The sequence below is a fragment of the Kitasatospora sp. CB02891 genome, from assembly GCF_002803145.1.
GTDB lineage: Bacteria > Actinomycetota > Actinomycetes > Streptomycetales > Streptomycetaceae > Kitasatospora > Kitasatospora griseola.
Map to the genome: position 1 here is coordinate 97,974 of NZ_NNBO01000001.1, position 14,538 is coordinate 112,511.

The 14,538-nt window shown below is 73.8% G+C and carries 15 protein-coding genes; 10 read left to right on the forward strand and 5 right to left on the reverse strand.

Annotated elements, in window-relative coordinates; translation table 11 throughout:
* Positions 1 to 154: 154 nt before the first annotated feature.
* Positions 155 to 811 (reverse strand): hypothetical protein, encoded by a 657-nt coding sequence (locus CG736_RS00480; protein ID WP_100584140.1) that lies wholly within the window; start codon positions 809 to 811, stop codon positions 155 to 157.
* A gap of 112 nt (positions 812 to 923) precedes the next feature.
* Between CG736_RS00480 and CG736_RS00485 the strand changes: the two genes are divergently transcribed.
* Together CG736_RS00485 and CG736_RS00490 are read left to right on the forward strand one after the other, a co-directional pair.
* The gene (locus tag CG736_RS00485; RefSeq protein WP_100584141.1) at positions 924 to 1,418 is read left to right on the forward strand and encodes a hypothetical protein; all 495 of its coding nucleotides are present in this window, start codon (positions 924 to 926) and stop codon (positions 1,416 to 1,418) included.
* A gap of 279 nt (positions 1,419 to 1,697) precedes the next feature.
* Positions 1,698 to 1,952: a hypothetical protein gene (locus CG736_RS00490; RefSeq protein WP_100584142.1), complete on the forward strand. Its 255-nt coding sequence runs from the start codon at positions 1,698 to 1,700 to the stop codon at positions 1,950 to 1,952.
* Positions 1,953 to 2,013: 61 nt separating this feature from the next.
* Here the strand turns inward: CG736_RS00490 and CG736_RS00495 are convergent, their stop codons facing one another.
* The gene (locus CG736_RS00495; protein WP_100584143.1) at positions 2,014 to 3,069 is read right to left on the reverse strand and encodes a hypothetical protein; all 1,056 of its coding nucleotides are present in this window, start codon (positions 3,067 to 3,069) and stop codon (positions 2,014 to 2,016) included.
* 101 nt (positions 3,070 to 3,170) lie between these two features.
* Complete coding sequence (locus CG736_RS00500) at positions 3,171 to 3,392, reverse strand: hypothetical protein (RefSeq protein WP_100584144.1); 222 nt, start codon at positions 3,390 to 3,392, stop codon at positions 3,171 to 3,173.
* Positions 3,393 to 3,529: 137 nt separating this feature from the next.
* Between CG736_RS00500 and CG736_RS00505 the strand changes: the two genes are divergently transcribed.
* The 5 genes from CG736_RS00505 to CG736_RS00525 all read left to right on the forward strand — a co-directional run bounded on the left by CG736_RS00505 (position 3,530) and on the right by CG736_RS00525 (position 8,555).
* Complete coding sequence (locus tag CG736_RS00505) at positions 3,530 to 4,873, forward strand: lipopolysaccharide assembly protein LapB (protein WP_232733712.1); 1,344 nt, start codon at positions 3,530 to 3,532, stop codon at positions 4,871 to 4,873.
* 278 nt (positions 4,874 to 5,151) lie between these two features.
* Positions 5,152 to 5,691 carry a toxin-antitoxin system HicB family antitoxin gene (locus CG736_RS00510; protein ID WP_100584145.1) on the forward strand — a complete coding sequence of 180 codons (540 nt, stop codon included), beginning with the start codon at positions 5,152 to 5,154 and terminating at the stop codon, positions 5,689 to 5,691.
* 71 nt (positions 5,692 to 5,762) lie between these two features.
* Complete coding sequence (locus CG736_RS00515; protein WP_100584146.1) at positions 5,763 to 6,608, forward strand: DUF4097 family beta strand repeat-containing protein; 846 nt, start codon at positions 5,763 to 5,765, stop codon at positions 6,606 to 6,608.
* 73 nt (positions 6,609 to 6,681) lie between these two features.
* A complete protein-coding gene (locus CG736_RS00520; RefSeq protein WP_369879696.1) occupies positions 6,682 to 7,758 on the forward strand; it encodes an ATP-binding cassette domain-containing protein in 1,077 nt (358 codons plus the stop codon).
* A complete protein-coding gene (locus CG736_RS00525; RefSeq protein WP_100584148.1) occupies positions 7,755 to 8,555 on the forward strand; it encodes an ABC transporter permease in 801 nt (266 codons plus the stop codon). The genes CG736_RS00520 and CG736_RS00525 overlap by 4 nt, the downstream gene beginning before the upstream one ends.
* 101 nt (positions 8,556 to 8,656) lie before the next feature.
* On the opposite strand, the gene CG736_RS00530 is transcribed toward CG736_RS00525, so the two are convergent.
* Positions 8,657 to 10,315: an alkaline phosphatase gene (locus tag CG736_RS00530; RefSeq protein ID WP_100584149.1), complete on the reverse strand. Its 1,659-nt coding sequence runs from the start codon at positions 10,313 to 10,315 to the stop codon at positions 8,657 to 8,659.
* 139 nt (positions 10,316 to 10,454) lie between these two features.
* Between CG736_RS00530 and CG736_RS35770 the strand changes: the two genes are divergently transcribed.
* From CG736_RS35770 to CG736_RS00540, 3 genes are all read left to right on the forward strand, one after another.
* Positions 10,455 to 10,826 (forward strand): hypothetical protein, encoded by a 372-nt coding sequence (locus CG736_RS35770; RefSeq protein ID WP_157815333.1) that lies wholly within the window; start codon positions 10,455 to 10,457, stop codon positions 10,824 to 10,826.
* A 146-nt stretch (positions 10,827 to 10,972) separates the two neighbouring features.
* Positions 10,973 to 12,349 (forward strand): ATP-grasp domain-containing protein, encoded by a 1,377-nt coding sequence (locus tag CG736_RS35775; RefSeq protein WP_157815334.1) that lies wholly within the window; start codon positions 10,973 to 10,975, stop codon positions 12,347 to 12,349.
* Positions 12,343 to 12,936, forward strand: coding sequence for a GNAT family N-acetyltransferase (locus CG736_RS00540; protein WP_100584151.1), 594 nt, complete (start codon positions 12,343 to 12,345; stop codon positions 12,934 to 12,936). The genes CG736_RS35775 and CG736_RS00540 overlap by 7 nt, the downstream gene beginning before the upstream one ends.
* Here CG736_RS00540 and CG736_RS00545 read toward each other — a convergent pair.
* Positions 12,920 to 14,395: a PLP-dependent aminotransferase family protein gene (locus CG736_RS00545; protein ID WP_198520304.1), complete on the reverse strand. Its 1,476-nt coding sequence runs from the start codon at positions 14,393 to 14,395 to the stop codon at positions 12,920 to 12,922. The genes CG736_RS00540 and CG736_RS00545 overlap by 17 nt on opposite strands.
* Positions 14,396 to 14,538 lie beyond the last annotated feature (143 nt).

Genomic DNA, 14,538 nt, shown 5'->3' on the forward strand with positions numbered 1-14,538 from the left:
CGGGGGACGGCGGCCGGCTATGCATGCCGACCGGTGTCGGGCCGGAGGCACTCGCCGCCGACCGGCCCACCGTCCACGCTAGCCCCGACCGCGGGCTCCCGCCCCTCCCCCGCCATCGACGCCGTCACTGTCCGTGAAGACCGCGGCACACCCGCTACGCAGGTCGAGCCGGGTCGGGTCGGTGCGGGCGCAGCAGGACTTCGCTGCCGATCGGGGTGAAGCCGCAGGCGAGGAAGGCGCGCAGGGAGCGGGCATTGCCGGGCGAGACGGCGGCGAACACCGGTTCGCCGTCCGGGACGAGGGTGAGCGCGTCGGCGATCAGCGAGCGCCCGCGGCCCGGCCCGGGGTCGTCCGGCCGGTGCAGCTCGATGCTCAACTCCCGCCTTCCGGCCAGCCCTTGAGCGAGCGTCACCAGCCCGCGCCCGTCCCCGTACACGCCCACGTCCGTGCGCACCTCCCGGGCGTGTTGCACCCGCGGGTGGCCGTCCGCGCCGTCCAGCGGCCCCAGTTGGGCGGGGCCGCCCCGGCCGCGGGCGACCAGCGTCGCGTCGATGCAGCCGATCCAGCCGCCGGGCCCCGCCAGGTACCGCAGGAAGTCGGGCCCCATCGACCCCCCGAACCCGTCCGGCCCCTGCGCCTCCACCTCGGCCGCCGACCGCGCCGTGGCCACCACCGCGTGCCCGGTGAACGCCACCGAGCCCTCCAGTCCGCCCCCGAGCGGCGGAACCACCGTCACCCCGCCGTCCACCGGCGGAAAGCTGCCCTCGGCCGCGTCCAGGAAGTACCCCAGCAGCGGATGCGCCTCGCCCATCCTTCAACCACCACCCGTCAGTTGTGGATCACCGCCCCCGAACCTACGCCTCGCGACGGCCCCTTTCCCACTCGCCCGGGTGACGGCCCGTCCGGCTCGATACGGTCGACACATGCACGAACAGCTCGACCCGGCCGCCGACACCGGACTGACCGTCTTCCGGTGCGCCGCCTGCGACGCCGCCCTGACCGGGGCGCTGCGGCAGTTGCCCGCCGTCCCCCCGCCGCCGTTCCACGCCTGGTGGGAGGCCGAGACACCGGGACCGTCGCCGGCGACGGTGCCGGCGGGCTGCTTCGCGGTCGAGACCGGGCCGTGCGGCCCGCTCATGTCGACCGGTGCGGGGGTCGTGCCTCGCGAGCGTGTGCCCGACGCCAACGGGCAGCCGCTGATCCCGCGAGGCCCGCGGGGCAGCATCGTCCTCAATCCCGACGACGCCTTCGGTCTGGAAGTGCGCCACGCCTCGGCGGCCTGCTGCGGGGCGACACCGAACGGCGGAATGAACCAACTGTGCGCCTGCGGAACCCTGGTGGCCACGCTCTGCTCGGACTGCTGCCTGCCGTACGAACTGCACCTGGCGGCCGACCGGGTCCGCGCGGTCCGGGTCTGACCTCCGGCCGCAACGGGGACGCGCAGCCCCGGGCTCCGCACCCGCTCGCGGCGCGCACGGTGGCGCAGTTCGGGCGGGCGCGCGCCGGGACGCGGTAGTACGTACCACCCGATCGGCCGAGTCGCAGCACTCTCGCATCGATCGGGGCCGCGTCGGGCCGCCATCATCGTGCCGGTACCCGAACCACCGTGACCGCCGCCGCCATTGGCCGGCCGAGGCGAGCGCTCGCGCGGTACGGGCTGCCCCTCCCGCAGTGCCGTTCGAAAGGTCCCACGCACCATGAAGCTCCACCGCCTGACCCGCCTGACCCGCCGGATCGAGTCGTTCGCCGCCGCGCTCGTCCTCGCCGCCGGTGCCTTCACGGGCGCCTCCCCGGCGCACGCGGCCAACACCTGCGAGGACGCGGTGCGATGCCTCTCGCAGCCCTACGCAGGGACCGGACAGGTCGTCTCGAAGGAGATCTCCACGGCCGGTGCGTCCAGTGGCCCGGCAGCCCAGGGGGCTCGAACCGGATCGTTCACCCGCCTGGGTTGACGAACCTTCGGCCGGCCTCGCGGTCGTTGTCCGAAAGGACATCCGACCGTCACGCGCCCCGTCAGTACCACCAGAACTCATCGCCGACCCGGTGGGCGGCCTGCACGGCCGGACGGCGGACGGCGGGGTGCCGGGCCAGCAGGTCGCTGATCAGCCGGGAGTCGAACCGCACTGCGCCGCGCCGGCATGGTGAGGGCGGATCGTCGCGGTCGATCTCGGCGCGCAGCCGGCCCGGGACGCGGACGGCGGAGCGGGTGCGGGGGAAGGCGAGGCACCGCCAGACCTCGACGTCGAGCGGGACGCCGGTGACGCCGGACGGGGTGGGCCAGGGGCGGCCGGTCTGCGGATGCCGCGGGACGAGGGCCAATGCGGGGTGCCGGGCCGCCGGCGGGCGGCCCGGGCCGTACAGCGCGCAGTGCTTCGGGGGCCCCTCGGCACCGATCACGTAGTGGCTCAGGGCTCGGCCGAACAGGGCGGCGGCCTCCTCGTCGTCGAACACGACGGGAGCGCCGTCGGCGGCGACTACCAGGTCGACGACGGTCACGCAGATCTCCTGCCTGCACCGGTAGTTCCAGCGGCCGTCCGCATCGACCGGGGGAACGGCGAAACGCTCGTGGACCACGTCCGTCCACTCCACGACGGGCGGCTCGGGGCCGGCGGGGACCGCGCGGACCGCATCGGGCTCCAGCCAGACGGCCTGCCAGAACGAGCAGTCGTCCGAGAGTGCGCCGACGGGGTGCCCGCAACGGGCGCAGGCCACGTTGGGACCGCCATGGGCGGTGAGGCCGCAGCAGGCGCCGCCGGCGCGATCGAGTATCAGCGCGGTGCCGATGTCGTCGCCGGGCGCCAGCAGGATCCGCCCGGCCGCGCCGTCGGACACCCAGTGGTGAACGGGGGCGTAATAGCCGCGCGTCTCCGCCTCGCCCTCGGTCAACTCGCCCCACGGCCGCCAGGGCGGGCCGAACGGATCCGGGTCGACCGCGTAGTTCCCGAGGTCCAACAGGGCCGGCAACTGCACACCGTTGCCGATCTGGTGATGGGCGTACGGCGGGAACCGGACCCGGCTGACCGGCCGGGTGAGTGCGCTCGCACAGTGCGCGCACGCGAAGAGCTCCAATGGGCACCCTCCTTCGACGACGCGCACAAGATCGCACGCCAACCGGTTCGACCGCAAAGGATTTTCGGCGGCACCTCAACCTGGGAGCCCTGCAAGAACGTTCAGCCCAGCTCGCGCAACGCCTCGTCAACTTGCCTGCGCTCATAGCCGAACCGAACGATGTCGAACGCGGCCGGCCGCGGCCGCTGCCCGGGCGGCAACGCGAGATGCGCGTCCACCTGCTGCCGGTCGTATCCGCGCCGCACCACATCGAACCCGGACTCCCCGACGGGCTCGGCGGCGGCCCGACGCTGCCACCAACGGGTGCGGCGTTCCTCGGTCATGACTGCGGTCCTCCCCCGTCGGCGGTTGCTTGCCGCGATGCTATCTGCCGGTCCGATCGATGCCATGACGCACCATCAGCACCACCCCGGGTCGCCGGACCGGTGCCGTGTCGGTGACCGGCACTACGGTGCGGGCCGTGGACGCCAATGATCTTGAGCACCGGGCCCGGACGGTCTCCCGCTGCATCCCGCCGGAACTGGTCTCCCGCCTGCTGGCACACGGTCATGCCGCCGTGGTGGCGGACCGGGCGGGCCGCGGCGAATGGTTCTGCGCACAGGCCTGGGCCCGGCTGCTCGCCGAGCGGGGCTGTCCGGCCGAGGCGACCGCCGTCCTCGCCCCGTACGCCGCGACGGGCCGGTGGACGGCGGTCGTGGCGCTGGCCGAGCTGCTGGAGGCCTGGGGACGGGTCGACGAGGCGATCGAGACCGTCCGGGCCCGCACGGCCCTCGGACACCCGAACGGACTGGAGCACTACGCCCGTCTGCTGGCCCGCCACGGCCGAGCCGCCGAGGCGTTCGACCTGCTGCTGCCGCACGTCGGCAAGTCGTCCATCGCCGACGTCCTGGTCGACATCGCCCACGTCACCGACCGCGACGAGGAAGCCGCCGAACTGCTCACCGCCCGGGTCGACGCCCACCGGTGCTCGGACTTCCCGTGGTGCTGCAACGGTTTCGACACCGACACCGCGCTCGGCCTGCTCGCCACGATCCGCGAGCGGCAGGGCCGCGTGGACGAAGCGATCGCCCTGCTCGCACGTCGGCGTTTCGCCTCGTCCAACGGCCACGACCAGTTGGCCGAGCTGTTGGCCCGGCACGACCGCATCGACGAGCTGCGCACCTACGCGGCGGGTGACGGACGGGACGCCGCCGCGGAACGGCTGGCGCAGCTGCTGGAGGAGCGCGGGGACGTCCCCGGCGCGATCGCGGTGTACCGGCAGCACAGCGGGCGGGCGCACTCGGCACCCGGACTCGCCCGACTCCTGGCCCGCCACGGCCGGGGCGAGGAGGCGCTCGGCACACTCCGTGCCCGGGCCGACGCCCACTCCGGGGACGACTGGACTCTCCACGCTCTCGTCGACCAGTACCTCGCCCAGGGCCGCCCCGCCGACGGCCTGGCCCACCTCGACGCCCTCGCCACGCTGCGCAACGGCGAGGAGGCGTGGGACCTGTACCGGCTCCGGCTGCCACTGCTCGCCGCCCACCTCGGAGTCGACGCGGCCATCGCGCAGGCCCGCTCCCACCCCGAAGGCACCACCTCGTACGCGGCCTCCGACCTCGCACAACTCCTCACCACGGCCGGCCGCACCGAGGAGGCCGTCGCCGCCCTCCGCCTGCACGAGGGCGAAAACCTCGACACCCTGGCCGAGCAACTCGTCGTCCTGGGCCGCGTCGAGGAGGCTCTGGCGCTCCATCGGTACACCGAACCCCTGCCGCCACTCGTACCGACAGTCCGCCTGTGGGCCGACGAACCGCCGAGGTGACGACCTGGCCCGACAGCCGGACAGGGCCGTCGGCGCACGAACGCCACACCATGCGGCGGGGCTGTAATCGCCGCGCCGGAGCCCGCACCGCGGGTGTCCGCATCCAGAGGCGGCACCACATGGCACCGTGTGGCACCGCATGGCACCGCCTCGAACCGCAGCCCCACTCGTCATCCGGCGAGCCATCCCCGCAGGTCATCTCGCATCTCGCCGTCAAGCCACCAGCCACTGACACCAAAGGAGTTGATGTGGCATCAGATTGGTGCCACGATGGAGCCATGGACCTCACCCCGTATGTCGACAACCTCCGGCGCGAGTTGGCCGTGGCCGCCGAGGCCGGAGGGGCCGATGCTCGGGCGTTGGCCGATCGGTTGACGGCGCCGTTGGAGTCGGCGGTGCGGCTGGCCATGCTCAATGTGCTGTCGGATGCGATGGCCGAGGTCACGCGCGAGCTCGCCCCGGGGTCGGTCGATGTGCGACTGCGGGGCCTGGACCCGGACTTCGTGGTCACTGCGCCGCTCGCCGAGAGCGCCCCGACCGGGCCCGCCGGTCTCCCGCCGGCCTTCCTCCCGCCGGCCCCCCTGCCACCGGCCGATCCGTCCGGCGTCGAGGACGACGGGGGGACGGCCCGGATCAATCTGCGGCTGCCGGCCCAGTTGAAGGCGCGGGCCGAGGCGGCGGCCGCCCGCGAGGGGCTGTCGGTCAATGCCTGGCTGGTGCGGGCGGTGGCGTCCGCCGTCGAGGACGGGGGCCGGGCGCGGGGGCCGGCGGAGCGCTCGCAGGCGTTCGGCCGGAGCTTCACGGGCTGGGTCCGCTGAGCCCCGCACCACCCCCACCATCAAGCCCGAAATCCCCGACTCCTCTGACGACCCGTGAGGACGGTATCGCCATGCCTTCTTTCGACACTCCCGAGCCGATCTCGCTGAACGCCCAGGTGTCCGCGGGCTCGGTGCACGTCATCGCGACCGACCGCGCCGACACCGTGGTGGCGGCCCGGCCGCGCGACCCCGATCGCGAGGCGGACGTGCGGGCCGCCGAGCAGACCGAGATCGGCTTCGCCGGCGGCGTGCTGACCGTCCGCACGCCCAAGCAGCGCCATCTGCTGGGGCGGACCGGCACGGTGGACGTCGCGGTCGAACTTCCGGCCGGCTCACGGCTGGAGGCCGGCGGCGCGTGGACCCAGGTGCTGGGCGAGGGCCGGCTGGGCGAGGTGCAGGTGAAGACCGCGTCCGGTGACGTCCGGCTGGACAGCACCGGGCCGTTGCGGGTGACGGCGGCACACGGGTCGATCGCCGTCGACCGGGTGCACGGCCTGGCGGAGATCACCACCAGTTCGGGCAGCGTCCGGGTGGGGCTGCTGGACGGCCCGGCGGTGGTGAAGAACTCGTACGGCAGCACCACTGTCGCGCTCGCCGCCGACGACCTGCAGGTGAGTGGCGCCAACGGCGACATCACCGTCGAACGGGCCGCGGCCTCGCTGCACGCCAGTACGGCCCGCGGCACCCTGCTGGTGGGGGAAGTCGCTCGCGGCAGCGTTCAGTTGGAGACCGGCTTCGGCGCGATCGAGGTCGGCGTCCGGGCCGGCACCGCGGCCTGGCTGGAGGTCGGCGCGCAGCGCGGCCAGGTCCGCAACTCGCTCTCCGCCGCGGACGCCCCGGAGCAGCACGAGGAGACGGTCGAGATCCGGGCCCGCACCCGCTACGGCAACATCGACATTCGTCGCGCCCGCGACTGACGCTCATTCGGTTTCTGTTTCACGCACACCCGTTCACGCCGCTCAACCGGGAGGGCACATGCCTCCATTTGTCATGCCCACACCCAGGCACGGAAAGGCGCCAGGCACCACCCCCGCCGTCACCGCGATCGGCCTGCGCAAGTCGTACGGCGACCGGACCGTCCTCGACGGCATCGACCTCACCATCCCCGCCGGGACGGTGTTCGCGCTGCTCGGACCGAACGGCGCGGGCAAGACCACCACCGTGGAGATCCTCTCCACCCTGGTGGGCGCCGACGGCGGCCAGGCGCAGATCGCCGGCCACGACCTGCTGACCGACCCCGACGGGGTGCGGTCGGCGATCGGGGTCACCGGGCAGTTCGCCGCCCTGGACGACCTGCTCACGGCCGAGGAGAACCTCCTCCTGATGGCCGACCTGCTGCGCCTGCCGCGCCCCCAAGGGCGCGCCCGGGTAAGGGAGTTACTGGAGCGGTTCGACATCGCGGAGGCGGCCGGCCGGCGCGCCGCGACCTTCTCCGGCGGGATGCGCCGCCGGCTCGACCTGGCCATGACGCTGGTCGGTGACCCGCAGGTGATCTTCCTGGACGAACCGACCACGGGTCTCGACCCGCGCAGCCGCCGCACCATGTGGGACACCGTGCGCGGCCTGGTCGCGGGCGGCACCACGGTCTTCCTGACCACCCAGTACCTGGAGGAGGCCGACCAACTCGCCGACCGGATCGCCGTCCTGGACGGCGGCCGGATCGTCGCCGAGGGAACCGCCGACGAGCTGAAGGCGCGCATCCCCGGCAGCCACGTCCGCCTGCGCCTCGCCGACCCGGCCGGGTTCGCACGCGCCTGCGCCGCCTTCCCCGGCGCGAGCCGGGACGAGGAGAACCTCGCCCTGCGCATCGCCGGCGACGCAGGTCTGGCCGCCCTGCGCAGCGTGATCGACCGACTGGACGCGGCCGGCCTCCCCGCCGCCGACTTCTCCGTGCACACCCCGGACCTCGACGACGTCTTCTTCGCCCTGACCGGCACCGGCACCGGCACCGGCACCAACGCTGACACCAGCTCCGACGCCGGCGCCGACACCAACACAAGCACAGGCACCGGCACCGGCACCCCGCACGGTTCCCGCCGACCTGCCGCCGAGGAGACCCCGCGATGAGCAGCACTCTCGCCCTGGCCGCGCACGACTCGATGACCATGCTGCGCCGCAACCTCAAGCACGCGGCCCGCTACCCGGCACTGACGTTCAGTCAGGCGATGACGCCGATCCTGATGCTGCTGCTGTTCGTCTTCGCCTTCGGCGACTCGATCGGTGCGAGCCTCGGCTCCGGCCCCGGCGGCGGGCGCGACGCGTACCTGGCCTACCTGACGCCCGGCATCCTGGTGATGGGTGTGGCGGGCGGTTCGATGGCCACCTCGGTGGCGATCTGCTCCGACATGACCGGCGGCATCATCGACCGCTTCCGCACGATGAACATCGTCCGGTCCTCGTTCATGACCGGCCATGTGATCGGCAGTGTCGTCCAGACCCTGGTCGGGCTGGTGCTGGTGGTCGCGGCGGCCCTGGCGGTCGGCTTCCGGCCGCACGCGGGCGCGGCGGCGTGGGCGGCGGCGTTCGGGCTGCTGCTCGCGATCGCGGTGGCCGTGACCTGGCTGTCGGTGGCGCTCGGGCTGATCTCGAAGACCGTGGAGTCGGCCAGCAACAAGCCGTTGCTCATTCAGTTCCTGCCGTTCCTGGGCTCGGCGTTCGTGCCGGCCGGCTCGATGGCGCCGGGGCTGCGCCTGTTCGCCGAGTACCAGCCGTTCACCCCGATGATCGAGACCCTGCGCGGCCTGCTGTCCGGGACGCCGGTCGGCTCCGGCGGCTGGGTGTCGCTGGCCTGGTGCGCGGGGATCGGCACAGTCGGCTACGTCTGGTCGCGCCGACTGTTCAACCGGACCACCACCCGCCGCTGACCGTCCGCCGGCAAGCCCCGGCCCGGGCCGGAAGCGATCCGTCGGCAACACGGCCGGGGCCCGGAAAGAGATCCGCCGGCCCCGGCCGTGCCGCGCGCCGGTCAGTTCACCGGGGCGTTGACGCGCTCGATCTGCTGGGTGCCGCTGCGGGTGCGGTACGAGCGGGCCCACTTGGTGGTGGCGTCGGGCTTGGTGCGGTCGGAGAGGACGTAGTAGTCCATCTGCGCCCGTTCGGCGGTGAGGTCGAGGACGCCGTAGCCGTGCGAGTCCAGGTCGGTCCACTTGACGTGCCGGTTGGCGGACTGGATCGCGGCGACGGCCACCAGGGAGAGCGTGTGCGGGGCGACCTTGAGGATGTCGTCGATGTTGTCGGAGCTGACGGAGGTGACCACGAACTCGGTGGCGGCGCTGCCGGACGCCGGGTAGGTGGCGGCCTCGAAGGGCACGTCGCAGGCCCAGGCGGAGTGGATGTCGCCGGTGAGGAACACCGTGTTGGTGATGCGGTGGTCCTTCAGGTGGCCGAGCAGTTCGCGCCGGTCGTGGGTGTAGCCGTCCCACTGGTCGGTGTTGACGGCCAGTCCTTCTCCGGGCAGGCCGAGCAGTTGGGCGAGCGGGCGCAGCAGGTAGTCCGGCAGTGACAGGAAGGCGACCGGCGAGATCATCACCTCGTTGCCGACCAGCCGCCAGGTGGTGTCGGAGGCCGCCAACCCGGACTTCAGCCAGTCGAGTTGGGCCCGGCCGGTGATGCTGCGGTCGGCGGAGTCGACGTCGCCGTCGCCGATGCCGGCCTGCTGCGAGCGGAACGATCGCAGGTCGAGCAGGTGCAGGTCGGCGAGCTTGCCGTAGCGCAGCCGCCGGTAGGTGGTGCCGGCGATGGACGGGCGGACCGGCATCCACTCGAAGTAGGCCTGCTTGGCGGCGGCGACCCGGGTGCTCCAGTCGCCCTCGGTGCCGGGGGTGTGGTTCTCGGCGCCGCCCGACCAGGCGTCGTTGGCGAACTCGTGGTCGTCCCAGATGGCGATGGTGGGGACGGCGGCGTGCAGCGCCTGCAGGTCCTGGTCGGTCTTGTAACGGCCGTGCCGGGTGCGGTAGTCGGCGAGTGTGATGATCTCGTTGGCAGGGGCGTGCGGACGCACCACGGTGCCGCGGGTGCCGTACGCGCCGGAGGCGTACTCGTAGATGTAGTCGCCGAGGAACAGGAAGGCGTCCAGGTCGCCCCGGGCGGCCAGGTGGCGGTAGGCGGAGAAGTAGCCGGCCTCCCAGTTGGCGCAGGACGCGACGCCCAGGCGCAGTCGGTCGACGGCGGCGTCGGTGGCGGGGGCGGTGCGGGTGCGGCCGACGGGCGAGACGGCGTCGCCGGCCAGGAAGCGGTACCAGTAGGCGGTGTCGGGGCGCAGGCCGCGGACGTCGGCCTTGACGGTGTGGTCGGTGGCGGCGGCGGTGGTGACGGTGCCGCTCGCGACGACGGCGGTGAAGGCGCGGTCGGTGGCGAGCTGCCACTGGACGGCGGTGCCGGGCCCGAGTCCGGAGCCGGGCACGGCGGTGGCGCCGGGGGTGACCCGGGTCCACAGCAGGATGCCGTCGGGCAGCGGGTCGCCGGAGGCGACGCCGTGCAGGAACTGGGCCCCGCCGGCGGCGGCTGCGCTGCCGGCGGTGGCGGCGAGCGGCAGGGCGAGGGCGCCAGCGGTGAGGGCGGCCGCCTGGATGACCTGGCGGCGCGCGGGGCGGGCGGTGGGCGCGGTGGCGGTGGGTTCGGTCACATCACCCGAGATTTACTCACGGGTAATGGCTTGTCCAGAGCCCGAGTTGACTATTCGTCAAGCTTTCACCACGATATCGCCAAGACGATCAGGTCGCCTGCGAACCATCCGGCGGCCGTGCGCATGGGGGGCAGGGCCGATGGCCTGGAACGACGACGACATCTGGGCCGGGCGGGAGCCCGCCGCGGTTCCTGGGCGCTCCCGCCCCGGCTGCTGGTGGCTGCTCGCCTGCCTTCCGCTCGCGTGGTGGGCCGGTTGGGAGCTCGTGCTGCTCGCTCTCCGCTACCCGTCCCCCTGCATCCCGACCGACCAGCCCACCCGGGGCGACGGATTCCTGTTCCTCTTCCGCCTGTTGATCACTGTCCCCGCCTTCGCCCTGACGGTCCTCGCCGGCCATCTGGCGGCGAGCCACGGCCGCTCCCGCTGGCGCTTCCTGCTCTGGACGCTGATCGTCGTGATGGCCCACAAGCTCATCCGGATCTGGCTCCAGGACCCGGCGGCCTTCTGCTGACACTCCGGCCCGAGGCCGTACTGCGGCACCGTCAACTCGGCACGCTCCTTCGTTCGGGTGAGGTCCGCGCGCACCGCGCGCCCCGCACCAGCACGGCAGCGCACCGGCACGACGGCGAGCCCTCCGGAGGCTCCCATAATCACCTGGTGATCACATCCTGTGACGAAGCGATCGACCGGTTGCGGGCGATCCCCGGGCTCTCGATCTGCCCCCGCCCCCTGCTCGTGCTACCGCTGCTGCGCACCGGCTGCCTGTCCACCGTGCTCAGCGTGGAGTCCCCGGACGCCGGTTGGGCGGACGAGTTCGACGCCGAGTTCCACGCCTTGGAGGCGGCCACCGGCCTGCGCGACCACACCGCCACGGGAGTCGGGGTCGACCAGGTGCTGCGCGAGCTCGCCCGGACCGGCGGGCGGCCGCGGCTGCGGCGGGAGTTGGCGCTGCTCTCGTACCAGGCGCTCCAGCCGCACTGGCGCACGCCCCTCGCAGAGCTCGGCGCCCGGCTGGTGGAGCCGGCCCCGTCGGCGCCGCTGTCGGCCCTGCGGGACAAGACCGCGCAGCGGGCGTGGCTGCGGTCGCTGGGGGTGCGGACGCCGCCCGACGCGGTGGTCGACGCCCTCGACCACCGGCAGCTGCGCCGCCGCTTCGGCGACACCTACGTCGTGCAGACACCGCGCGGCTCCGGCGGGAAGGGCACCCATCTGGTCACCGAGGAGGCCGACCTGCTCCGGATCGGCGCCGGGGCCGGGCCGTGGCTGGTGAGCGAGTACGTCGATGGCGCCCCGGTCAACGTGCACGCCCTGGTCTCGGCGGACGGCACGGTCCGGGTCATGCGCCCCTCCGTCCAGCTGACCCGGGTCGAGGGCGTCGGCGCGGCCTTCGGCGCCTACTCGGGCTGCGACTTCGCCGCCCCTGGCCTGCTGCCCGGCCGCGCGCTGGCCCGGGCCGCCGAGCAGACCCGGCGGGTCGGCGCCGCGCTCGCCGGCCTCGGCTACCGGGGCCTGTTCGGCGCCGACTTCGTGCTGGACGGGACGGACGACGCGCTGCTCCTCGAAGTCAACTCCCGTATGCAGGGCTCGACCTGGCTGCTCGGTGAGCTCGAACTCGCCCAGCACGCCCTGCCCGCCGCGCTGCGCCATGTCCTGGAGCGCCATGGCCGCACCACCGGTGGCGAGCCGAGTCAGGACCCGGCCGACGGCTGCCAGTTGGTGGTGCGGCACACCGGCGGCCCGGTACGGGTGACCGCCGCGCCGACCGGCGGCCTGCACCGGCTCAAGGACGGGGCGCTGCGGCGCTGCGGTGACGGCTTCGGCCTGCTGGAGTGCGGGCCCGACGACTGCGTCCTCCTCCAACTCCCCTCCCTCGGACTGGTGTTGCAGCCCGGCGTGGCGATCGCCCGGATCGTCGCCCGCTACTCGCTGACCGCCCCCGACGGCACCGGGCTGACCCCGCACGGACAGCAGCTCGTCGAGGCCCTGCACGCGGGCTTCGCCCTCGAACCGCTCACGGCTGCCGTACCGTGCTGACGCCGCCCTTCCCGCTGTACGTCCGCCCGGCGCTCGCGGCCGATCTGGGGCGGCTGGCCGAGCTGCGCAGCGCCGCCGCCGACTGGATCGCCCGCACGCACGGCTCGCGGCAGTGGTCGGACCCGTACGACGCCCGGCGCGGCCTGGCCCGGATCGCCCGGGGCGCGACGGTGGTGGCGATGCCGGAGCCCGCCGGCGAGGTGGTCGCCACGCTCACGATCCGGCCGGTGGGCAGCTCCCGGCTCTGGACGGCGGAGGAACTGGCTTTCCCCGCCGCCTACTTGAGCGCCTTCGCGGTCGACCGCCGGTACGCCGGGCAGGGCATCGGCGGTCGGCTGAACGACTGGGCGCGCTGGCGGGCCGCCCGGGCGGGCGCGCAGGTGCTGCGGGTGAACGTCTGGAGCGACAACACGGCCCTGCACGCCTACTACCGCACCCACGGCTGGCAGTTCGTGCGCTCCGTCCCCACCAGCCGCAGCGGGGCCCTGTTCGAACTGCCGCTGAGCCCGCGGCCGTTGCCGCCTCCACTGGTCCACGAGCGGGGGGAGCTGCCGCTGCCCGGCCCGCAGGTCAGTCCAACTCCCTGACCAGATCGGCGAGTCGGCGCAGGTTCGGGGCGAACGCCGACTCGGGGGTGTTGCCGTACCCGAGGACGAGGCCGTTGTGGCCGGAGTCCGGGACCAGGGAGTGCTGGGACAGTGACCGGGGCGCTATCCGGTGGCGGCGGGCGGCCGCGGCCAGACGCTGGTCGGGAACGTTCGGCGGCAGTCGCACCGTCAGGTGCATCCCGCTGTCCCCGCCGGTCACGGTGTGGGGCACGTCGAAGTGTTCGGCCAGCGCCGCCCTGAGCGCGTCGCGCCGACGGCGGTAGAGGCGGCGCATCCGGGCGAGGTGCCTGCTGTACTGGCCGCTCTCCATGAAGTGCGCGAGGGCGAGCTGTTCATGGCGGTGCCCGCCGCGCAGCAGCTCGCCCACCACCGGGCCGGCCCGGTCGACGAGCGGCTCGGGCAGCACCAGGAACCCGATCCGCAGGGAGGGGAACAGGGTCTTGCTGAACGTGCCGACGTAGAACACGGGAGCGCCGGGCGTCATGCCCTGCATGCAGGCGAGGGGTTCGCCGCTGTGGCGGAACTCGCTGTCGTAGTCGTCCTCGACGATCCAGGCGCCGTGCCGCCGGCACTTCTCGATCAGGTCGAGACGCCGGGACGCGGTGAGGACCGCACCCGTCGGGTACTGGTGCGCGGGCGTGGTGCACACCAGCCGGGGCGGGCGGTCCGCCCAATCGGAGGCGGAGGTCCGCAGGCCCTCCTGGTCGACCGGCACGGGCACCACGGTCAGGTCGCCGCAGGCCAGCGCCGTCTGCGCGCCGCGGTAGCCCGGGTCCTCGACCCAGGCGGTGTCCCCCGGGTCGGTGACCAGCCGGACGCACAGCGCCAGCGCCTCCTGCGCGCCTTCGGTGATGACGATCTGCTCCGGTGTGCAGCGCATGCCGCGGGCGAGCGCGAGGTGCCGCAGGACGGCCGTCCGCAGCGCCGGCTCCCCCTGCGGCGGGCCGTAGCCCAGCAGTTCCGTCCCGCCCTGCCGGAACACCCCGTCCAGGGAACGCCGCCAGGCCGCCAGCGGGAACTGAGCCAGCGCGGGAAGCCCCGGCGCGAAGGCGAGGGACGCCTCGCCGCCCGGGCCCGACCGGCGGATCCGCCCAGTACGCCGGGCCGGCACGGCCGGAGTCGGGTGCGTACGGTCCGCCGGCTCCGGGCGGACCAGCGCGGCGACCCGGGTGCCCTGCCGGCTCGGCTCGATGTAGCCCTCCGTGCTCAGCACCTCGTACACGAGCGTGACGGTGTTGCGCGACACCCCAACGCTCTCGGCCAGGGCGCGCGAGCCCGGCAGCCGACTACCGGCCGGCAGCCGGCCGTCGAGCACGGCGGCCCGGATCCGGTGCAGGAGCTGCTTCTGCAGGGAGTCCCCGCCACGCGCCCGGGACAGCGGCTCCTGCAACAGGAAGTCGAACTGCGGCCCGCCGGCCTCCATGCGTGGTGGCTCCATGGAAAGACCCTATCGAGACCCTCTCCGCAGATCCACGCACGACGCCCGACCCCGGCGGAACGTCCCGAGATCCTGACGGCCCGCCACCGCCCGCTGCTCCAGCACCAAAGCGCGCACCACCCGGTTGTCCGCCGAGTTCGGAG

Bases quoted from the DNA above. Each gene is read 5' to 3' on its own strand.
- CG736_RS00485 (WP_100584141.1), top strand. From the start codon at position 924: ATGCACGAACAGCTCGACCCGGCCGCCGACACCGGACTGACCGTCTTC.
- CG736_RS35770 (WP_157815333.1), top strand. From the start codon at position 10,455: ATGGCCTGGAACGACGACGACATCTGGGCCGGGCGGGAGCCCGCCGCG.
- CG736_RS00525 (WP_100584148.1), top strand. From the start codon at position 7,755: ATGAGCAGCACTCTCGCCCTGGCCGCGCACGACTCGATGACCATGCTG.
- CG736_RS00490 (WP_100584142.1), top strand. From the start codon at position 1,698: ATGAAGCTCCACCGCCTGACCCGCCTGACCCGCCGGATCGAGTCGTTC.
- CG736_RS00500 (WP_100584144.1), bottom strand. From the start codon at position 3,392: ATGACCGAGGAACGCCGCACCCGTTGGTGGCAGCGTCGGGCCGCCGCC.
- CG736_RS00545 (WP_198520304.1), bottom strand. From the start codon at position 14,395: ATGGAGCCACCACGCATGGAGGCCGGCGGGCCGCAGTTCGACTTCCTG.
- CG736_RS00520 (WP_369879696.1), top strand. From the start codon at position 6,682: ATGCCCACACCCAGGCACGGAAAGGCGCCAGGCACCACCCCCGCCGTC.
- CG736_RS00480 (WP_100584140.1), bottom strand. From the start codon at position 811: ATGGGCGAGGCGCATCCGCTGCTGGGGTACTTCCTGGACGCGGCCGAG.
- CG736_RS00515 (WP_100584146.1), top strand. From the start codon at position 5,763: ATGCCTTCTTTCGACACTCCCGAGCCGATCTCGCTGAACGCCCAGGTG.
- CG736_RS00510 (WP_100584145.1), top strand. From the start codon at position 5,152: ATGGACCTCACCCCGTATGTCGACAACCTCCGGCGCGAGTTGGCCGTG.